This window comes from Confluentibacter lentus (genome assembly GCF_002806995.1).
Classification (GTDB): Bacteria; Bacteroidota; Bacteroidia; order Flavobacteriales; family Flavobacteriaceae; genus Confluentibacter; species Confluentibacter lentus.
In genome coordinates this window covers 415,889-435,150 of the sequence record NZ_NIHE01000002.1, presented here as the reverse complement: position 1 = coordinate 435,150, position 19,262 = coordinate 415,889, and the positions used below count along the sequence as shown (strand labels likewise).

20 protein-coding genes and 1 tRNA gene are annotated in these 19,262 nt (G+C 35.8%); 6 read left to right on the top strand and 15 right to left on the bottom strand.

The window, feature by feature from the left end; genetic code table 11:
• From CDH50_RS05830 to CDH50_RS05805, 6 genes are read right to left on the bottom strand one after another with little or no spacing between them, the layout of a single operon-like run.
• Positions 1–603 (bottom strand): RnfABCDGE type electron transport complex subunit E, encoded by a 603-nt coding sequence (locus tag CDH50_RS05830; RefSeq protein WP_198513438.1) that lies wholly within the window; start codon positions 601–603, stop codon positions 1–3.
• A gap of 5 nt (positions 604–608) precedes the next feature.
• Complete coding sequence (locus CDH50_RS05825; RefSeq protein ID WP_100611068.1) at positions 609–1,205, bottom strand: RnfABCDGE type electron transport complex subunit G; 597 nt, start codon at positions 1,203–1,205, stop codon at positions 609–611.
• Between the two features lie 2 nt (positions 1,206–1,207).
• Positions 1,208–2,218, bottom strand: a complete 1,011-nt coding sequence (locus CDH50_RS05820; RefSeq protein ID WP_100611067.1) for an RnfABCDGE type electron transport complex subunit D — start codon at positions 2,216–2,218, stop codon at positions 1,208–1,210.
• 2 nt (positions 2,219–2,220) lie between these two features.
• Positions 2,221–3,549, bottom strand: a complete 1,329-nt coding sequence (rsxC, locus tag CDH50_RS05815; protein ID WP_100611065.1) for an electron transport complex subunit RsxC — start codon at positions 3,547–3,549, stop codon at positions 2,221–2,223.
• Positions 3,542–4,432, bottom strand: coding sequence for a Fe-S cluster domain-containing protein (locus CDH50_RS05810; protein ID WP_100611063.1), 891 nt, complete (start codon positions 4,430–4,432; stop codon positions 3,542–3,544). The genes rsxC and CDH50_RS05810 overlap by 8 nt, the downstream gene beginning before the upstream one ends.
• A 5-nt stretch (positions 4,433–4,437) precedes the next feature.
• Complete coding sequence (locus CDH50_RS05805; RefSeq protein WP_100611061.1) at positions 4,438–4,866, bottom strand: SoxR reducing system RseC family protein; 429 nt, start codon at positions 4,864–4,866, stop codon at positions 4,438–4,440.
• Between the two features lie 228 nt (positions 4,867–5,094).
• On the opposite strand from CDH50_RS05805, the gene CDH50_RS05800 reads away from it, so the two are divergent.
• Positions 5,095–5,424, top strand: a complete 330-nt coding sequence (locus tag CDH50_RS05800; protein WP_100611059.1) for a 2Fe-2S iron-sulfur cluster-binding family protein — start codon at positions 5,095–5,097, stop codon at positions 5,422–5,424.
• On the opposite strand, the gene CDH50_RS05795 is transcribed toward CDH50_RS05800, so the two are convergent.
• From CDH50_RS05795 to CDH50_RS05765, 7 genes are all read right to left on the bottom strand, one after another.
• Positions 5,421–6,320 carry a metallophosphoesterase family protein gene (locus CDH50_RS05795; protein WP_100611057.1) on the bottom strand — a complete coding sequence of 300 codons (900 nt, stop codon included), beginning with the start codon at positions 6,318–6,320 and terminating at the stop codon, positions 5,421–5,423. The genes CDH50_RS05800 and CDH50_RS05795 overlap by 4 nt on opposite strands.
• 104 nt (positions 6,321–6,424) lie before the next feature.
• Entirely contained in the window at positions 6,425–7,603 is a 1,179-nt protein-coding gene (locus CDH50_RS05790; RefSeq protein WP_100611055.1) for an acyl-CoA dehydrogenase family protein, read from the bottom strand.
• Between the two features lie 108 nt (positions 7,604–7,711).
• Positions 7,712–8,422 (bottom strand): tRNA1(Val) (adenine(37)-N6)-methyltransferase, encoded by a 711-nt coding sequence (locus tag CDH50_RS05785; protein ID WP_100611054.1) that lies wholly within the window; start codon positions 8,420–8,422, stop codon positions 7,712–7,714.
• Positions 8,423–8,460: 38 nt separating this feature from the next.
• On the bottom strand, positions 8,461–8,811 hold the full coding sequence (locus tag CDH50_RS05780; protein WP_100611052.1) for a four helix bundle protein: 351 nt from the start codon (positions 8,809–8,811) through the stop codon (positions 8,461–8,463).
• A 59-nt stretch (positions 8,812–8,870) separates the two neighbouring features.
• Entirely contained in the window at positions 8,871–9,395 is a 525-nt protein-coding gene (rimM, locus tag CDH50_RS05775) for a ribosome maturation factor RimM (protein ID WP_100611050.1), read from the bottom strand.
• Between the two features lie 157 nt (positions 9,396–9,552).
• Positions 9,553–10,101: a 30S ribosomal protein S16 gene (locus CDH50_RS05770; RefSeq protein ID WP_100611049.1), complete on the bottom strand. Its 549-nt coding sequence runs from the start codon at positions 10,099–10,101 to the stop codon at positions 9,553–9,555.
• A gap of 95 nt (positions 10,102–10,196) precedes the next feature.
• Positions 10,197–11,258 (bottom strand): lactonase family protein, encoded by a 1,062-nt coding sequence (locus tag CDH50_RS05765; RefSeq protein WP_100611047.1) that lies wholly within the window; start codon positions 11,256–11,258, stop codon positions 10,197–10,199.
• 170 nt (positions 11,259–11,428) lie between these two features.
• Between CDH50_RS05765 and dnaE the strand changes: the two genes are divergently transcribed.
• The gene (dnaE, locus tag CDH50_RS05760) at positions 11,429–15,817 is read left to right on the top strand and encodes a DNA polymerase III subunit alpha (RefSeq protein ID WP_100611045.1); all 4,389 of its coding nucleotides are present in this window, start codon (positions 11,429–11,431) and stop codon (positions 15,815–15,817) included.
• On the opposite strand, the gene CDH50_RS05755 is transcribed toward dnaE, so the two are convergent.
• Together CDH50_RS05755 and CDH50_RS05750 are read right to left on the bottom strand one after the other, a co-directional pair.
• Entirely contained in the window at positions 15,814–16,419 is a 606-nt protein-coding gene (locus CDH50_RS05755) for a MarR family winged helix-turn-helix transcriptional regulator (protein ID WP_100611043.1), read from the bottom strand. The genes dnaE and CDH50_RS05755 overlap by 4 nt on opposite strands.
• Before the next feature lie 68 nt (positions 16,420–16,487).
• On the bottom strand, positions 16,488–16,721 hold the full coding sequence (locus CDH50_RS05750) for a thioredoxin family protein (RefSeq protein ID WP_100611041.1): 234 nt from the start codon (positions 16,719–16,721) through the stop codon (positions 16,488–16,490).
• 321 nt (positions 16,722–17,042) lie between these two features.
• On the opposite strand from CDH50_RS05750, the gene trxA reads away from it, so the two are divergent.
• From trxA to CDH50_RS05730, 4 genes are all read left to right on the top strand, one after another.
• Positions 17,043–17,360 carry a thioredoxin gene (trxA, locus tag CDH50_RS05745; RefSeq protein WP_100611039.1) on the top strand — a complete coding sequence of 106 codons (318 nt, stop codon included), beginning with the start codon at positions 17,043–17,045 and terminating at the stop codon, positions 17,358–17,360.
• A gap of 78 nt (positions 17,361–17,438) precedes the next feature.
• A complete protein-coding gene (locus tag CDH50_RS05740; RefSeq protein ID WP_394337007.1) occupies positions 17,439–17,981 on the top strand; it encodes a ClpP family protease in 543 nt (180 codons plus the stop codon).
• A 90-nt stretch (positions 17,982–18,071) separates the two neighbouring features.
• Entirely contained in the window at positions 18,072–19,001 is a 930-nt protein-coding gene (locus tag CDH50_RS05735; RefSeq protein WP_100611036.1) for a DUF58 domain-containing protein, read from the top strand.
• A gap of 81 nt (positions 19,002–19,082) precedes the next feature.
• Positions 19,083–19,156 (top strand) — tRNA-Asp (locus CDH50_RS05730).
• The last annotated feature ends 106 nt before the right edge of the window (positions 19,157–19,262 follow it).

The following is a 19,262-nucleotide window of genomic DNA, read 5'->3' as shown; positions in this document are numbered from 1 at the left end:
CTACGTTGTTTTACTGGTTAATCTATTAAACATAACCGTTAAATAAGCGAGGGCAATAAAAGCTCCAGGGGGCAGAATAAATAATATAAACGTGTTGGCAGTTTCAGGAAGGAATGTTAGCCCAAATAAACTCCCGCTACCTAACATTTCACGAACAGAACCTAAAATGGTTAACGCTAATACAAAGCCAATTCCCATACCTAAAGCATCAAAAATTGAAGACAGCACATTATTTTTTGAAGCGAAGGCTTCGGCTCTTCCCAAGATGATGCAGTTGACGACTATCAATGGTATAAAAATGCCTAGTTGTTCATATAAAAGAGGAACAAACGCTTCTAAAATCATTTCAACAATGGTCACAAAAGAGGCTATGATGATGATAAAGGCGGGGATTCGGACTTTAGCTGGGATTAAATTTTTAACTAACGACACCACAATATTCGACATCAATAAAACAAATAACGTAGCAACGCCCATGCCTAACCCATTAAATGCAGATGAGGTAACTCCTAAAGTTGGGCACATACCCAAAAGCATGACGAAAATGGGGTTTTCTTTAATGATGCCTTTTAGGAAATTTTGTTTTTGATTCATTTCTGCCATAATCTTTATTGTTTAGATGAACTGATAGCATCAAGGTTTTTCAAAAATTCATCGAACGCTAATTGAGCCGATTCGGTAAAGGCTCTAGAACTAATGGTTGCTCCGGTTAAGGCGTCAACTTCCCCGCCATCTTTTTTAACTTCTAAATTAAATGTTGACGGATTTTTATCCCTGAATTGTTGTAAAAATGATTCGTCTTTAATTTTTGTTCCAAGACCAGGGGTTTCCTTTTGTTCTAAAACCACAATGTTTTGAATGGTGCCGTCTGGTTTAAAACCAACCATAATTTTAACCAAGCCACTGAATCCTTTTTCAGAAGAACCAATAACTGCGGCTCCAACAAATACATTGTTTTTATAGGCAGGGTAAATTTCTATACTGTCTTTTGCAAATTCAGACTTAACTAATTTTTGTGCTTCCACAGGGTTATTGTCGAATTCGGGCAATACTAATTTTATGGCATTTATTTTGTGCTCAAGTTTGGCTTTGGCTTTTGGTTCTATGGTTAAATCGTTTACAAACCCTAAAGCGAAACCAGAAAGGAGTGTTATCACTAAAAGAGACAGTGCCATGCTTATAAATGTTGATTCTTTTTTACTCATGATCACACGATTTTAGATTTTATTTTAGCACCAAATCTTCTGGGTTTAAAGAATTTATTGATTAAAGGCACAAAGGCATTCATAATTAAAATAGCAAACGAAATGCCTTCAGGATAAGCACCAAAAAGTCTTATAACAACTGTTATGACCCCAATGCCGATGGCAAAAATCACCATGCCTTTTTTGGTCATTGGGCTGGTTACTAAATCCGTCGCCATAAAAAAAGCACCCAGAATAGCACCTCCAGTTAGCAAGTGAATTAATGGATTGGCATAGTGTTCTGGGTTTGCCACCCAAAAAATAGCGGTCATAATAAAAATAGTTGCTAATAGTGTTACAGGAATATGCCACGAAATAACTTTCCGAAGTATTAAATAAAGACCTCCGAGTATTAATGCTAAAGCCGACATTTCTCCTAATGAACCACTTGTGAAACCAAACAGCATGTCTATGGAAGAAGGAATTCTAGCGCTGATTTCGGTCATGGTTTCGCCCATATTCAATCCTTCTTTTATAATGCCTAAAGAAGTAGCGCCTGTAACAGCATCAACAACACTCGTGTTGTTTACAAAAGCAGTTGGCCAACTCGTCATTTGCACGGGAAATGATATCAATAAAAACACACGACCCACCAACGCTGGGTTGAAAATATTAAACCCTAAACCTCCAAACGATAATTTAGCAACGCCTATAGCAACCAAACTTCCAATAATAATCATCCAGATAGGTAAGCCGGAAGGCAGGTTAAATGCCAATAAAATGCCGGTGATTAATGCGGAACCATCGGTTATGGTCACATCTGTTTTTAAGAGGTATTTCTGGATGATATATTCAAATACAATACAAGATATTATGGCAACCGAGGTTACTATTAAAGCACTAATTCCAAATACATAGATGGAAACTAAAAAAGCAGGTATTAATGCGATGACAACATCGTACATGAGTTTTTTTGATGTTCTGTCTGAATGAACATGTGGGGAGGCAGATACAATGATTGGTTGAGCGCTCATGTTTAATTTTTTGAGGTATTCATTTTTTTGACACTATTTTTTCCGAAGCGTATATAATCCAATAAAGGTCGGTGTGACGGGCAAACATAACTGCAAGAACCACATTCAATACAGGTCATAATGTCTTCTGCACTTGCTTTTTCATACATACCTTTTTCTGATAAATTCATTAATAGATGAGGTTCTAATCCCATAGGGCATACATCGACACATTCACCACATCTGATACAGTTTTTTGGTTCCCCTCTGCTGGCTTCGTCTTCAGAAATAACTAGAATTCCAGAAGTACCTTTAGTCACAGGAACGTCCATGTTTTTTATGGCCTTTCCCATCATGGGGCCACCATTCACAATTTTTCGAGTGCCTTCGGGCAAACCCCCAACTTCATTTACTAAATCTGTAATCGGTGTTCCTATTTTAACCCAATAATTTGATGGGTTTTCTAATTTTTTACCGGTTACGGTAACGACACGTTCTATTAAAGGGATATTATGCTGGATGGCTTGGTAAATGGCAAAAATGGTCCCTACATTATGAACAATGACACCAACATCTAAAGGCAATCCGTTTTTGGGGACTTCTCTTTTTAGTAAAGCTCGTACCAATTGTTTTTCACCCCCTTGTGGGTACTTTACTTTTAAAGCAGCAATCTTAATGTTGTCGTCTTTAGTTATTATCCTTTTAAATGTCTCAATGGCATCAGCTTTATTGTTTTCAATCCCAATGATAGCTTTGTTAATATGTAAAGCGAACATTAAAATCTTGATGCCGACTATAATTTCTTCTGCTTTTTCAAGCATCAATCGATGGTCTGCGGTTAAATAAGGTTCGCATTCCACACCATTAATGATGAGGTGGTCTAGTTTTGTGCCTTCTTTAATGCTTAATTTAACATGTGACGGAAACGTGGCGCCTCCTAAACCAACAATACCTGAATCATTTATTTTTTGTAAGATGTCTTTAGGTTCTAATGTGATGGTTGTTTTTAAAGGGTATGCTGTATCTTTAAAATTAGATTCATCTTTAAGATCGGTTCTTATTACAATACATTGTTTTTTGTAACCACTGGTATCAATTATTTTGTCTAGTTTGGTAACTGTGCCAGCCACTGGCGAATGTATGTTTGAAGACATAAATCCGCCTGATTTAGCTATTACTTGGCCAATGTCTACTTTGTCTTTTACATCCACTGTTATTTCTGCGGGAATACCAATGTGTTGCGATATGGGTACATAAACCACTTTAGGTAAGGTCATTTTTTTGATGCCTTTGGATGACGTGATTTTATTTTCTGGAGGATGAATGCCGCCTTTTGGAAATGTTTTAAGCATCGGTTTTTAAGTTTATGGATTCCACATTCGCTTCAGATTCTGACTCAACCTTTTTCACTTTTTTTGGAGGAAAGTTTGTTTCTATAATAGAATTTGTTGGACAAACTTCTACACATTTTCTGCAAAGGGTACATATTACAGGGTCTATATAGGCCAAATTATTTACCATTAAAACGGCGTCTTTAGGGCATATATCTTGGCATTTAGAGCATCCAATACAGGCCACGTCGCATGCTTTTTTAGCAATACCGGCCTTATCTTCATTTAGGCAACCAACAAAAATTTTTAAATCTCTTTTATGTTTTGGACGCATTTCAATGATGTCTCTAGGGCAAGCCTCAACACAAGCACCACACGAGGTACATTTATCTGTTATAATTACAGGCAAGCCAGTGGATTCATCCATGTACATGGCATCGAACTTGCAAACTTTAACACAATCGCCATCGCCTAAACAACCATATTGGCAATCGGTTTCCCCGCTATAAATCATGGCAGAAATGGCACAGGTTCTTGGTCCTTGGTATTCAGTGGTTTTTGGTCTCACATCACAGCCGCCTTGACAGCGTAAAACAGCAAGGGTAGGATCTTTTTCGGCAACTGCTTTACCTAAAACATAGGCTACTTGTTTCATGACCTCATTTCCTCCTACGGGGCAAAATAAATCTGAAATATCTTCCGTATTAACAAGTTTTTCAGCAAACGCTTTGCAACCAGGTGAACCACAGCCACCACAATTTGCCGATGGCAATAATTCTTCTACTTCCGTAATTAAAGGATTTTCAAATACATAGAATTTTTTAGAAACCACATACAACATAATGGCTGCGACCACCCCTAGAGAAGCTAATAAAAGAACACTATATAAAATGGAATCAGACATTTCAATTATGTTTTTAATATGGAGATTTTGAATATACTTTTAAAGGTATTTTTAAAAAAATACAGGATTAAATAATAAGGAAGTAATACCAAAAGAGATAGTATTCCCGCTGCCAATTCTTTTAAAATGTTAGAGCTTATTATTAGAGTAGCGAACATTAGAGTAAAAGGAATTATATAGGCCCATAAGATAGCTTTTAAACCCAATGTTTTTTTTAAAACCACACAAACTCGTTCTTTGGTTTTAAACGTATCGTTGGGGTTTGTTACTTCAATTTTCTTTGTTTCAGAGTCTGAAATACCACAAGTTCCTTTGGCATGGCAGGATTCACAATGTATATTTTGTTCTAAATTAACTGTAATGGAATCACCCACTATTTTAGAAATAATTCCATAGTGAACGAACGTGTTTTTATTAGTTAATTCCGAAAGCATATAATATTCCAATTACATAATAAATTACTATGTGAAAGTAGTATATTCATATAGGGAATAATATGATTTATATCAGGTTTAGAATGAACTTATTTTGTCCTTTTTAGAATTAAAATTCTTATAAAAAAAGAGTGTTTTTAGTATTAAAATAGTTAAGACACACAATTAGTCTATTAAATTAGTAGGAGTTATGGTTTTTTTGCTATTTTTGCCAAAAAAAAAATTTGCATGTCTGATATTACAATAAAAATAACTGATAGAGAAGGAATAGAGCACACCGTATTAGCACCAACAGATATGGCTATGAACCTTATGGAAGTAGTTAGGTCTTACGAATTGGCTCCTGAGGGAACCATTGGTGTTTGCGGCGGTATGGCGATGTGTGCATCTTGTCAGTGTTATGTTTTAAGTGATACGGAATTGCCAGAAATGGGCGATGATGAAGAAGCTATGTTATCTGAAGCATTTAATGTGAAGGATAATAGTAGATTGGGTTGTCAAATACAAATGACACCAGATATGGAAGGTTTGGAGGTTGCATTAGCTCCTGAGAGTTAATTGGTTTTATAATCCAATAGTTTTCTTGGACCTTCTAAAACATATCTAAAAATTTGAAGTACACCATCGTCATTGGTGTCTATTTCCCATTTTATAAGTGCTATTTCCCCATTTTCAATTTCTATACCAGTGATGCTTCTAGGGTGAACACAACTTCCAGCGTTAAAATATGCAATGTCTCCAGGCTCTGGAAAACGTGGTCTGTGCGTGTGTCCGGTAATGGTTATTAAATTATTATTTCCAATAATCCACCTTTTGGTTCTTCTTTCAACCCTTATAAGTTCTTTATAGTTTTTCGCGGGACTGGTAGGATCGGCAATGCCCATAACATTTAATGGTTTCCAAAGAACTCGAACCATAAAACGACTCCATTTCCAAAATAAATAATTCCACCAATCTGCTTGATGGCCATGGGTTAAAAATAGTTGCTGATTGGTTTCTGTATGTTTTAAAATGAGGCCTTCATGGTAATGGATGTTGGTAAACAGTGGGACATTTTCACCTGTTTTTGGGTCGAAATACGTTGATAAATGCTTTTTTACAAAATCTGGATTTCTGTAAACCATATCATGGTTTCCCCAAATCATGTGTAAGCGGTTTTGCTGATGAAAATCCTTCATCAACATATATACATTTTTGTGGGCTTCAAAAATGGATTTAAAAAACAGGTTTTCCCAGAGCTCATCGCCATCACCTATTTCGCAATATTGAAACCCTTCGGCATAATAATGTTTTAATGCATGAAAATATATGTTTCGATTATTTGCAAAATCATCGGCAAAGCTATTATCGCCACGATGGCAATCACTAAATAAAATGAATTTACTGGTATCATCAAAGGCGATGATTTTTGCATTTTTATAAGCGTTATCTAGTCTTTTTCTGGATGAAAGCATATGAGTAAAAATAAATAAATTTCAATAAAATGTTTCTCGAAAATATGAAGGAATTAATTTTTGATTTATCCATTCCAATAAGCCATTAGAACAGCTTATGATTTTCATTTAAACGCATTCAATCCAGTAATATCTAAACCTGTAATTAATAGATGGATGTCGTGTGTGCCTTCATAAGTAATCACGCTTTCAAGATTCATGGAGTGCCGCATGATGGAGTATTCGCCGGTAATTCCCATGCCACCGAGTATTTGTCTCGCTTCACGGGCAATGTTAATCGCCATATTCACATTATTACGTTTTGCCATTGATATTTGTGCCGAAGTTGCTTTGCCCTCATTACGCAACATACCCAAGCGCCATGTTAAAAGTTGGGCTTTGGTGATTTCAGTAATCATTTCAGCCAGTTTTTTTTGCTGAAGTTGAAATTGCCCAATGGGTTTTCCAAATTGCATACGTTCTTTACTGTAACGAAGAGCCGTATCATAACAATCCATCGCCGCACCAATTGCGCCCCAAGCAATACCATAACGAGCAGAATCCAAACACCCCAGAGGTGCGCCTAAACCAGATTTATTGGGCAATATATTTTCTTTAGGGACTTTGACATTATTAAAAATCAATTCGCCAGTTGAAGAAGCGCGAAGCGACCATTTATTATGAGTTTCGGGTGTTGAAAATCCTTCCATACCACGTTCTACTATCAAGCCATGAATGCGTGCGTTTTCATCTTTTGCCCAAACAATGGCTACTTGTGCAAACGGGGCGTTTGATATCCACATTTTTGCACCATTAAGTAAATAATGGTCGCCTTTATCTTTAAAATGGGTTACCATATCCGCAGGATTGCTGCCATGATCTGGCTCCGTTAATCCAAAACAGCCCATCCATTCACCACTTGCCAGTTTTGGTAGATATTTTTGGCGTTGTTCCTCATTGCCATATTTCCAAATAGGATACATAACCAATGAGGATTGCACAGAAGCTGTACTACGAATTCCCGAATCGCCACGTTCAATTTCCTGCATCATTAATCCATAAGAGATTTGGTCTAGGCCTGCACCGCCATATTCTACTGGAATATAAGGGCCAAATGCACCAATGTCTGCCAGTCCACTAATAATTTGCATTGGGAATTTGGCTTTTTGGGCATATTCTTCAATAATGGGAGATACGTCACGCTTCACCCAATCACGCGTAGCACTTCTTACCAATTTATGTTCATCAGTGAGTAAATCGTCAAGATGGTAATAGTCTGGAGATTCGAATAAATCTGGCTTCATAAAGATTAGGATTAAAGATTTTCAAAAGAAAATAATTAACAAATCATTGATTTTTTTGAAAAATCATCATTGTAATCTCTCAAATTTAATTAATCTATATCGATTTGATTACATTTTTAAATAGAAATCTTTCGTCAGTTTAATGTGATCTTCAGTGTATTGATGCCTTTCAGTCTCAATAATTAATTCACTTATTTTCGTATTGTTTTCACTGAAAGAAAACGCCATAAGGCTTCGTTTTATTTCGGAAGAAGGATTGCCTTTAACGTGCAATATCCGATTTGGAAAGAGATTATATTTTGAAGCCAGAGCAATAAATGTATCTTCTTCTTTGAAAGGAATTATTACTGAAAATACGCCTTCTTCAGAAAGTAATTTTGAGACGCTTTCAATTAAATGTTCAAAGGGCATAGCATCTTGAAAACGCGCCAAATCACGAGATGATTTTTCTGTTTTATAATCTTCACTATAGAACGGAGGATTACAGATGATTAAATCGTATTGCTCTTCCATGTCTTCAATAAATTCTTCTAATGACGCATGATAACAAAATAATCTATCTCCCCAAGGCGATTCCTCAAAATTATTGACACATTGTTCGTAGGCATTATCATCAATTTCAATAGCATCAATCGTTTCAGCAGAAGAACGTTGCGCTAACATCAAACTTAAAATACCAGTGCCTGCACCAATATCTAAAATGGAAAACGGATTATTTTCTATATAAGTCCAAGCACCAAGTAACACGGCATCGGTGCCAATTTTCATGGCACATTTATCTTGTTGTACTGTAAATTGTTTGAATTTGAATGGGTTCAAATAAATTCCAAATTTTAAATTATAAAATCCAAATGGTTTTAGGATTTATTGATTATTGCAGATAAAATTTTGCGCAATTCTTCTGCTTCATTTAATAGTATTTCTAATTCGCTAACAAAATTGTAGTTTAAATCTTTTAAAAGTTTTAACCAAAGTAAAGTCTCTTTGGCTTCTTTCCTAGCAATTCTCAGTCTAAATTTAAAGTCTTTTTCGCCAAGTTTTTCGTTAGCTTCAATGTAATTTGCTGCAATTGATGCAGATGAACGAATTAATTGTTTTCCGTCTTCAATATTGGATAGATTTTTTGGAAGCGATTGAATTAATAATCTACAATTTTTTGCAAATATATAAGTGCGTTCTTCCAAATCATATATTTTTTTATCTTCCATGAATAAATTGAAATTAGACTCTTAAGTTTTGGAATTTGTTGTTTTAAGTTTGGAATTTTCTATAGATATAAATCAATTAACCCCTCAGGCGTATCCACAATAATGGTTTTTGTTTTTCTATCCACTTTTACAATAAATTGATCATTCATGGGGATTAAGATTTCCTTACCATCATTTTCGACTTCAAAAAGAGCTTGCGCTGTGGTGTCGTTAATGGATTTAATAATGCCGACTTTACCATAGTTTTTGTCTTCCATGGTAAAACCAATCACTTCATGAAAATAAAATTTATTGCCTTCTAGTTTAGGTAAGAACTCCAAAGGTAAATATACCTCACTTTTTATGAGCGCATCGGCATCCGCTTCATTGGTAACATCCTCAAATAGCACACGTAGTAAATCGGATTTATGAAGTTGGGAATGTTCTATAAAAAATGGAATGAATGTGCCGCGAACGTCAACAAACATGGCATCTAAATTTTCATAAAGTTCGGGTTCGTCAGTATCTAGTTTTATAAGCAACTCCCCATTAAAACTATATTTTCTAACAATTTTACCTAAGTAAAAACAATCTTCTTTTTTCATTGAAAAACGGATATTTTTCATTTCCGCGAAGGCGGAAATCTTTCAATATTAAAAATAAGGAATTCTCTTCTTCAAGGGAATTTTCAAAATGGAAACTTTTATGCATAAAAAACTCCGATAGTTATATCGGAGTTTAAAAGTATAAAAATACTGTTTTTTATTCTTCTTCTTTAACTTCAGGAGCTGCTTCTTCAGTTGTAGCCTCTGCTGTTTCTTCAACAACAGCTTCTACTTCTTCTTCCGCTACTTCTTCAGCAACTGGAACTGCGGCAGCAATACGAGCTTCATTAGCAGCTTTTTCAGCTTCTAAAGCTTTTGCTTTAGCCTCCGCTTGCGCTTTTGCTAAACCATCTGTTTTTGCACCAACTTTTCCTGCTTTTTCATCTAACCAAGCAGTGAATTTTGCTTCAGCTTGTTCTTCTGTTAAAGCACCTTTTCTAACACCACCTACTAAATGATTTTTAAGTAAAGCACCTTTATAAGATAAAATAGCTTTAGCTGTATCTGTTGGCTGCGCACCATTTTGTAACCAAGTTACGGCACCATCAACATTTAAATCGATACTAGCTGGATTTGTGTTTGGGTTGTAAGTTCCTAATTTTTCTAGGTATTTACCATCTCTTTTTGAACGTGCATCGGCTGCTACGATCCAGTAAAAAGGTTTCCCTTTTTTACCATGTCTTTGTAATCTAATTTTTACAGGCATAATAATTAATTATTTGAGGTTCTCGACCTCGGTTATTAATAAGGGCGCAAAGATAATTAATAATTAATAATTAACAATTAATAATTGGACTTTTCTTAAAACAATAAACAAACAGGACTGGGCACTTTTACCTCGTTTAAAAAAGAGAGTTTTCCTGTTGGGGCGTCAATCCTAAAAACAGTGATATTATGACTTCTTTGATTGGCTACCAATAAAAATTTGCCTGTGGGGTCTAGCGTAAAGTTTCTTGGCCAATCACCATGAACGGGCATGGTTTGAACCTTTTTAATAGTACCATCTATTTTATTTCTTTTATAGACGACAATGGAATTTTCGCCTCTGTTGGAACCGTATAAGTAAAGTTCATTTTTTGACAAATGAATATCGGCACACGAATTTTCCCCTTTATAGTTTTCATCTAGGGTTGAATCGTAATCAATCTGTTCAAAACCAGTATCTGTTTTTTTAACCGAGGTTACCGAACTTCCATATTCATTAATAATATAGATAAATTGACCTGTTTTTGTCATGGCGAAATGGCGAGGCCCTGGGTTTCCTTCCATCTTAACAATGTTTGGTAAGGCTAATTCATACGTGTCATTTTTTAATTTGTATTGATATAAGGTATTCATGCCTAAATCGGCGATAAATAAGTCGTCTCTAAAAAATTGTGCTGAGTGCGCATGTGATTTCCTGTCTGCCGTATTAAAATCAAAAATCTGTGACGCTTCATTAAGTTTCCCATCCCTTGCAATGCTATAAATGGACGCAGTGCCTCCACTATAATTGGATACAACAGCTTTATTTCCTTGTTTGTTCAATGAAATATGACAAGGCGCTTTGCCGTTACTGGCTACTTTGTTTAAAAATTGCAACTGGCCATTTTCTTGAACTTTGTAGGCGGTAACAAAGCCCTCAAGACTTTCGTTGACGGCATACAAATACTTTTTGTTTGGTGAATAGGCTATAAATGATGGGCTTTGAGTAATTCCTGCTAATTGTAAATTACTAAGTTCCCCAGTTGCTGGGTTAAATTCTAATTTATAAATGCCTTCGCTGGTGCCATCTGTATAGGTGCCAATGTAGAGCGGAATGTTTTGTGCTTGATTGGTTAAAAACGACATTGCTATACCCAATGTTAAAAGTTTAATCTTCATGGTATTTCGTTTGATAGTTTCAAAAATAGGTGTTTTGAATTAAAAGATATTTGATTTTTGTTTAAAACTCTTGATAACTTCAAATCAAAAAAGTATAAATTCTATGTATTTTTAATGGCTAAGTCTTTGCCATTATAAACGACTCAACAACAAACAAATAAACTTTAAGGATGTATTTAATTTTCGACACCGAAACCACAGGATTGCCAAAACGCTGGGACGCGCCTATTACTGATGTTGATAATTGGCCCAGATGTATCCAGATAGCATGGCAATTGCATGATGCCATGGGGAACTGTATCGAACATCAAGATTATTTGGTGCAGCCAGACGGATTTAATATTCCCTATGATGCTGAAAAAGTACACGGTATTTCAACTGAATTAGCTCAAGAACAAGGCATTTCACTAGTTGAAGTTTTAAAAAAATTTAATGAAGCTTTAAGCAAAACAAAATTTGTTGTCGGACAAAATGTGACATTCGATTTGAACATTATGGGTGCGGAATTTGTGCGTGAAAATGTTGCCAATCCGCTACAAGAACTTCCGGTTTTGGATACTTGTACCGAGCACACAGCAAGTTTATGTCAAATCCCGGGCGGACGTTATGGGAAATTTAAATTACCGACTTTAACGGAATTACACGAGTTTTTATTTAATGAACCTTTTGCTGAAGCCCATAATGCTACGGCCGATGTGGAGGCTACCACACGTTGCTTTTTAGAGTTGGTTCGTTTGGGTGAATATACCAAAGAACAGCTCGATGTTCAGCCACATTATTTTAAGGATTTTAATGAAGCCAATCCGAAAACAATTCAATTAATCGGATTAAAGCATATCAACCTAAAACAAGAAAGTGCTAAAATTAAAGAGCGTCTTAAAAACGCTAAGGTTGAAACTATTTCTACTGAAGAAATAAAACAAAACATATCTGATTTAGCTGATGTCGATTTTGTGCATCTTCACAACCATTCCCAATTTTCAGTATTGCAATCCACCATAAGTATTGATGATTTGGTAGCCGCCGCCGCAGAGCATCACATGCCAGCAGTTGCCTTAACTGATCATGCCAATATGATGGGGGCATTTCACTTTGTGAAATCCGTGAGCAATCATAATAGAGCGGTAAAAGCAAAAAATGATGCGGCTATTGAAAAAGGCGAAACACCAACGGCAATAGAAATCAAGCCTATTTTAGGTTGTGAATTTTTTGTTTGTGAAGACCACACCGATAAAACCAGAAAAGACAACGGGTACCAAATCGTGTTTTTAGCAAAAAGCAAAAAAGGCTATCATAATCTAGCTAAATTATCATCACATGCTTTTGTGGATGGTTTTTATTATTTACCTAGAATCGATAGAAAACTTATTCAGCAATATAAAGAAGACCTGATTGTTTTAACGGGAAATTTATATGGTGAAGTGCCAAGCAAGGTTTTAAACGTTGGTGAAAATCAAGCAGAAGAAGCCTTGCTTTGGTGGAAAGAGCAGTTTGGTGAGGATTTATACATCGAACTCATGCGCCACAAACAGGAAGATGAAAATCGGGTCAATTCAGTATTAATTGAATTTTCAAAAAAGCATGGTATTAAATTAGTTGCGACCAATAATACGTATTATCGCAAAAAAGAAGATGCCAACGCCCACGATATTTTACTTTGTGTAAAAGATGGCGAAAAGCAGGCCACACCTATCGGTCGCGGTCGAGGATACCGATATGGTTTGCCAAATCAGGATTATTATTTTAAGTCTTCGGAAGAAATGAAAACCCTGTTCAAGGATTTGCCCGAAGCGATTACGAATATTCAGGAAGTTGTTGATAAGATAGAGATTTACAGTTTGGCGAGGGAAGTATTGCTTCCTGCCTTTGATATTCCCGAAGCATTTAAAAATAAAGAGGATTTAGTTGATGGCGGTAAACGTGGGGAGAATGCGTATTTACGCCATATAACCTATCAAGGTGCCAAAAAACGCTATGGAGAAGATATTCCTGAAGACATTAAAGAACGCATCGATTTCGAGTTAAGTGTTATTGAGAAAACAGGATATCCTGGCTACTTCCTTATTGTGGAAGATTTTATTCGCGAAGCCCGAAATATGGATGTGTCGGTGGGGCCGGGACGTGGTTCTGCGGCAGGTTCGGTGGTTGCTTATTGCCTTTGGATAACTAATATTGACCCGCTTAAATACGATTTGCTTTTTGAGAGATTCCTTAATCCAGACCGTATTAGCATGCCCGATATTGATATCGATTTTGATGATGAAGGCAGAAGCAGAGTGATGGATTATGTTATTAAAAAATACGGAAGCAATCAGGTAGCACAGATCATTACTTATGGTACCATGGCTGCTAAATCGTCCATTCGCGATACGGCACGTGTGCTTGATTTGCCATTATTTGATGCCGATAGAATTGCGAAATTGATTCCGACCATGTCCAAGCTAGATCGGATTTTCGGCTTGAGTGAAAAGGAATTGAGCAGTAAGTTTAGGTCTGAGGATTTAGAAAAAGTCAATCAATTATTAAATATTTCTGAAGGTGATGGTTTGGAGGCTGAAACCGTTAATTTGGCACGCATACTTGAGGGTTCTGTTAGGAATACCGGTATTCATGCCTGTGGTGTGATTATCACGCCTGATGACATTACCAAATTCGTTCCCGTAGCTACGGCTAAGGATTCCGATTTATATGTCACCCAATTTGATAACTCCGTCGTTGAAGAAGCCGGATTATTGAAAATGGATTTCTTGGGGCTAAAAACCTTGACCTTAATTAAGGATACGGTTAAGATTGTGAAGGCAAAACACGGCATTACTTTAGACCCCGATAACTTTCCATTGGATGATGAAAAAACCTACGAGTTATTCCAAAGAGGAGAAACTGTTGGTGTGTTCCAATACGAGTCACCTGGCATGCAAAAACACCTCAAGGATTTAAAGCCCACGGTTTTCGAAGATTTAATTGCCATGAATGCCCTCTATCGTCCGGGACCCATGGAGTATATCCCAAGTTTTGTCCGCAGAAAACATGGCGATGAAGCTATTGAATACGATTTGCCTGCCATGGAAGAATACCTTAAAGAAACCTATGGTATTACGGTATATCAAGAGCAGGTGATGCTTTTGTCCCAAAAACTCGCTGGATTTACAAAAGGTGAAGCCGATGTATTGCGTAAAGCCATGGGAAAAAAACAAATTGCGGTACTCGATAAAATGAAACCCAAATTTGTAGAGCAAGCCAGTGCGAATGGTCATGATGCCAAAATATTGGAGAAAGTTTGGAAAGATTGGGAAGCCTTTGCGAGTTATGCATTTAATAAATCGCATTCCACTTGTTATGCTTGGATAGCCTATCAAACGGCCTATTTAAAAGCACATTATCCTGCGGAATATATGGCGGCGGTTTTATCCAATAACATGAACGACATCAAGCAAGTTACGTTCTTTATGGAAGAATGTAAGCGTATGAAATTAAAAGTGCTTGGACCCGATGTAAACGAAAGTTATTATAAATTTTCGGTGAATAAGGATAATGCTGTGCGCTTTGGTATGGGTGCCATAAAAGGGGTTGGACATGGTGCTGTAGTCACTATTGTAGAGAACAGAAAAAAAGATGGTCCCTATAAATCCATTTTCGATTTTGCAAAGCGTATCGATTTACGGGCAGCCAATAAAAAAGCTTTTGAGAATTTGGCATTAGCAGGTGGTTTCGACGGATTTAAAGCAACACATCGTGCGCAATATTTTCACGATGATGGCGATGGCATAACCTTTTTGGAAAAAGCGATTCGCTATGGTGCCAAACATCAAGATAATGAAAGCTCGGCTCAGGTCAGTTTATTTGGTGATGCAAGTGATGTGCAAATAGCAGAACCACTAGTACCACCATGTGAAGAATGGGGTACGATGGAAAAATTGGCAAGGGAAAAAGAAGTGGTTGGGATTTATATTTCGGGTCACCCGCTGGATGATTTCAAAATTGAAATGAATACGTTCTGCAACGCTAGTTTGGCGTTGTTCAAGGATTTAAATGCCTATGTAAATAGAGAACTGGTTTTTGGTGGTGTGGTTACCGATGTGCAACACCGTGTAAGTAAACAAGGTAAAGGCTGGGCATCATTTACCGTTGAAGATTATACCGATAGTTTTGAGTTCAGGATTTTTGGTGAAGAATATCTAAAATTCAGACACTTTCTAATGAAAAACAATTTTGTGTTTGTTAAAACATTGATTCGTGAAGGTTGGGTAAACAAAGAAACAGGCAAAATGAGTGAACCTCGTTTACAATTTAACAGTTTTCAGTTATTGCATGATGTGATGGAAAACTATGCTAAAAAACTATCGATTCAACTTAATATTGAAGATTTAAAAGCAGACAAAATAGCACAGTTAAAAGATTTAATGCACATGCATCCGGGTAATCATATGCTTAATTTTGTAGTCTATGATCATAAAGAACAAATAAAGTTACAAATGCCCAGTAGAAAACAAAAAGTGAAAATATCTCAAGAATTACTTAATGAATTGGAAAATCAGGATGTGTATTTTAAGCTGAATTAACTTTTGTCCTCAAATTCATGACAATCAATTCTAATTTCAGAGGTTAATAATTCTTTTTCTAAAAGATTGCAATAGTGGGAGTTCAATTTGTTGTTGTAGAATTTACACGCATAACATGTTCTTTGTACGGTTAAAATACCATTTTTATTAAGTTGATAAATAAGAGTACTCAACGTTTTAAAAAGGTTTTCAAGCTCTGATGTATTAATGCTGCTTAATTGTTTTTTTAATGGATAAGCAAAGTTTTCGGTATTGGAAACTATGTTTATGCCTGTATCCGATAACTTAATGGTATAACTTCTGTTGTCTGATGATGAATAGTCCTTTTCAATAAATCCTTTTTTGTCCAAAGACCTAATGGCATCGCTAATGGTTGGTTTTGATACATTAAATTCTTTTGCTAAATGGCTCACATTGCATAATCCCGGTTTATGGTAAGCAATAAAAACAAGTATTTGTATCTGTATGGGGCTTATGCCCAATACGGTCGCTTTTTCCCATAACAATACCTTGAAAGCTTCAGAAATGCGTTCTAAGCCGGCAACTATTTTGCTTGAAAGGTCTGTTTCTTGATTCTTTGGGTCAAATACATTATTTTCCATAAAAAATGCCTGCCAACTTAATATTATTGACAGGCAAAGTTAGCAATCCTAACTTTAAAAAGCAAAAATTAACCTTTTACAGCCTCTAAAGAAGCTCCAAAGTTGAGATGTAACACATTCCCTTTTGGCGTAAGCAATGCTGGAACAGATTTAACACCTAATTTTTCAGCTTCAGCAATTTTTGAATTATTCTCCCCTAGATGGATAATTTCAACATTATCGGCACCTATTAATTCAACAATGTCTTGCTCAGCGCTAATACAAACAGGACAACCTGCATGATAAAAAATGGATTTTTTCATTGTAATAAAATTTAATTCGTTGCATTATTGCAATACAAATATAGTAAGGAATCCTAACTATAAAAATATTTTTTTTGGTTTTTTGATAAAATGATAAAAACTTTTATGATTTGCTCAATACAGTTGAATCTTTTTTTTTGCGAAAAAGAAAAGTATAAAACTAACAGCCTGATATATTTATAAAAAATAGATAGTCAAATTAGCATAACGCTAAACAATGGGGTTATAAGTAAAACAAATTGTTAGCTTGTAAGCTTTAGAGTTTTTTTTGACTAAATTTGTAGTTTAAATTAAAAGTCGAACGCGTAAAATATAAATATTATGGCATTAGAAATAACAGATGCAACATTTGAGGAAACAGTATTAAAAAGTAGTAAACCCGTATTGGTTGATTTTTGGGCAGCTTGGTGTGGACCATGTAGAATGGTTGGGCCAATCATTGAACAAATTAGTGAAGAATACGAAGGCAAAGCGGTTGTTGGGAAAGTAGATGTAGATGCAAACCAAGAATTTGCTGCAAAATATGGTGTGCGTAACATCCCAACGGTTTTGGTTTTTCAAAATGGAGAAGTTGTTGGCCGTCAAGTAGGTGTAGCTCCTAAAGCAGCTTACACTGAGGCTATAGACTCGCTTTTGTAATATAAATGAAAAAAGAAAATTGAAAAGGTTTGCCATTATGGTAAACCTTTTTTTATTTTAGTTAAAAATTAATACATTATGAGTAATAAAGTAAAAGTTCAAAACGCTATAGATAGTAAGTTATTAGAACAACGTAAAATATTCCTTTGGGGACAAGTAGATGATAAATCGGCAAAACATGTGATTGACAGATTATTGTATTTGGACGCTTTGGAAACAAAAGACATTCATTTATACATCAATAGCCCCGGTGGTTATGTCACTTCAGGCTTTTCGGTTTACGATTGTATCAAATCATTAAATAGTGATGTTTCAACCATTTGTACTGGATTTGCTGCATCCATGGGTTCCATTTTATTGTCCGTAGGAACGAAAGGCAAACGGTTTATACAACCTCATGCCCGAGTGATGATTCACCAACCAAGCGGTGGTGCACGTGGGCCAGCTAGTGATATTGAAATTACTGCAAAGGAAATTATATTGACCAAAGAATTAAGTGCTAGACTATTGGCTGAAAATTGCGGACAATCTTTTGAAAAAGTCATGAAAGATTTTAATAGAGACCATTGGATGAGCGCGCAAGAATCTGTTGCTTATGGTATCGTAGATAGAGTATTGTAAAAAGAGCCAAGAGATAAGAGCCAAGAATCAAGACAGATTATAAAATCTTGATTCTTGATTCTAAAAGCGAAGCGGTCTAGCTTCTATAACATGAACATACAAAACGAACTTAATAAAGCCGAAGGATTTAAAAACTTAGAATTGCTTGCAAAACAGGTAGTTGAAGGGTTTATTTCAGGTATGCATAAAAGTCCGTTTCATGGGTTTTCTGCCGAATTTGCCGAGCATAAAATGTACAATCAAGGCGAGAGCACACGCCATATCGATTGGAAATTATATGCTAAAACAGATAAGCTTTATACCAAGCGTTATGATGATGAAACCAATTTACGTTGCCACATCATCATTGATAACAGTAGTTCCATGCATTATCCCGAGCTATCCAATTTTTCAATACAGCATTTAAATAAAATCGCATTTTCAGCATTAGCGTCGGCTTCCTTAATGTACTTATTCAAAAAGCAACGTGATGCCATCGGATTAAGTATTTATAGTGATGATTATGATTTTTATGCACCGGAAAAAGGTAGTGAACGCCATCATCAAATGTTGTTAAATAGGTTGTCAAACGTGGTGGTTTCAAAACCAGTAAACAAACAAACGGACACGTATAAATATCTTCATGAAATTGCTGAAAAAATACACAAGCGTTCCATGATTTTTTTATTTACCGATATGTTCCAAACTACTCAAGAAGAAACCAAATTGTTTGAAGCCCTTAGACATTTAAAGTACAACAAACACGAAGTAATTCTATTTCATGTATTCGATAAAGAGAAAGAGTTCACTTTTAATTTTGATAATACACCAAAACGCTTTGTAGATGTAGAAACTGGTGACTATATTAATCTGTATGCCGATACCATTAAGGAAAATTATACAGCAGCCGTGAGTACGTATTTTGATGCATTGCGTTTAAAATGTGCGCAATATAAAATTAATTATGTTGAGGCGGATATTAATAAGGATTTCAATACCATCTTGACCACTTATATGATAGAGCGTCAAAAGTTTGTTTAAGCTAAAATAAAATTAAAAAACACAAAAAAACATTTGCCATATAAAAAAAGGCATGTATATTTGCAACCGCAATAAAGCAACGGTCTGGTAGTTCAGTTGGTTAGAATGTCGCCCTGTCACGGCGAAGGTCGCGGGTTCGAGTCCCGTCCAGACCGCTAAAATTGCTGAAAGCTCTAAGAGATTAGGGCTTTTTTTGGCACTTTAAAGAAGTTGTGTTGTTAGTAAACATCTAGTGTTTGCTAAAGGTTTAAGTAGTTAAAC

Bases quoted from the DNA above. Each gene is read 5' to 3' on its own strand.
- CDH50_RS05820 (WP_100611067.1), bottom strand. From the start codon at position 2,218: ATGAGCGCTCAACCAATCATTGTATCTGCCTCCCCACATGTTCATTCA.
- CDH50_RS05735 (WP_100611036.1), top strand. From the start codon at position 18,072: ATGAACATACAAAACGAACTTAATAAAGCCGAAGGATTTAAAAACTTA.
- CDH50_RS05800 (WP_100611059.1), top strand. From the start codon at position 5,095: ATGTCTGATATTACAATAAAAATAACTGATAGAGAAGGAATAGAGCAC.
- CDH50_RS05755 (WP_100611043.1), bottom strand. From the start codon at position 16,419: ATGGAAAATAATGTATTTGACCCAAAGAATCAAGAAACAGACCTTTCA.
- CDH50_RS05795 (WP_100611057.1), bottom strand. From the start codon at position 6,320: ATGCTTTCATCCAGAAAAAGACTAGATAACGCTTATAAAAATGCAAAA.
- CDH50_RS05750 (WP_100611041.1), bottom strand. From the start codon at position 16,721: ATGAAAAAATCCATTTTTTATCATGCAGGTTGTCCTGTTTGTATTAGC.
- CDH50_RS05740 (WP_394337007.1), top strand. From the start codon at position 17,439: ATGAGTAATAAAGTAAAAGTTCAAAACGCTATAGATAGTAAGTTATTA.
- CDH50_RS05830 (WP_198513438.1), bottom strand. From the start codon at position 603: ATGGCAGAAATGAATCAAAAACAAAATTTCCTAAAAGGCATCATTAAA.
- rimM (WP_100611050.1), bottom strand. From the start codon at position 9,395: ATGAAAAAAGAAGATTGTTTTTACTTAGGTAAAATTGTTAGAAAATAT.
- CDH50_RS05770 (WP_100611049.1), bottom strand. From the start codon at position 10,101: ATGCCTGTAAAAATTAGATTACAAAGACATGGTAAAAAAGGGAAACCT.
- CDH50_RS05810 (WP_100611063.1), bottom strand. From the start codon at position 4,432: ATGTCTGATTCCATTTTATATAGTGTTCTTTTATTAGCTTCTCTAGGG.
- CDH50_RS05825 (WP_100611068.1), bottom strand. From the start codon at position 1,205: ATGAGTAAAAAAGAATCAACATTTATAAGCATGGCACTGTCTCTTTTA.
- CDH50_RS05765 (WP_100611047.1), bottom strand. From the start codon at position 11,258: ATGAAGATTAAACTTTTAACATTGGGTATAGCAATGTCGTTTTTAACC.
- CDH50_RS05805 (WP_100611061.1), bottom strand. From the start codon at position 4,866: ATGCTTTCGGAATTAACTAATAAAAACACGTTCGTTCACTATGGAATT.
- trxA (WP_100611039.1), top strand. From the start codon at position 17,043: ATGGCATTAGAAATAACAGATGCAACATTTGAGGAAACAGTATTAAAA.
- dnaE (WP_100611045.1), top strand. From the start codon at position 11,429: ATGTATTTAATTTTCGACACCGAAACCACAGGATTGCCAAAACGCTGG.
- CDH50_RS05780 (WP_100611052.1), bottom strand. From the start codon at position 8,811: ATGGAAGATAAAAAAATATATGATTTGGAAGAACGCACTTATATATTT.
- rsxC (WP_100611065.1), bottom strand. From the start codon at position 3,549: ATGCTTAAAACATTTCCAAAAGGCGGCATTCATCCTCCAGAAAATAAA.
- CDH50_RS05790 (WP_100611055.1), bottom strand. From the start codon at position 7,603: ATGAAGCCAGATTTATTCGAATCTCCAGACTATTACCATCTTGACGAT.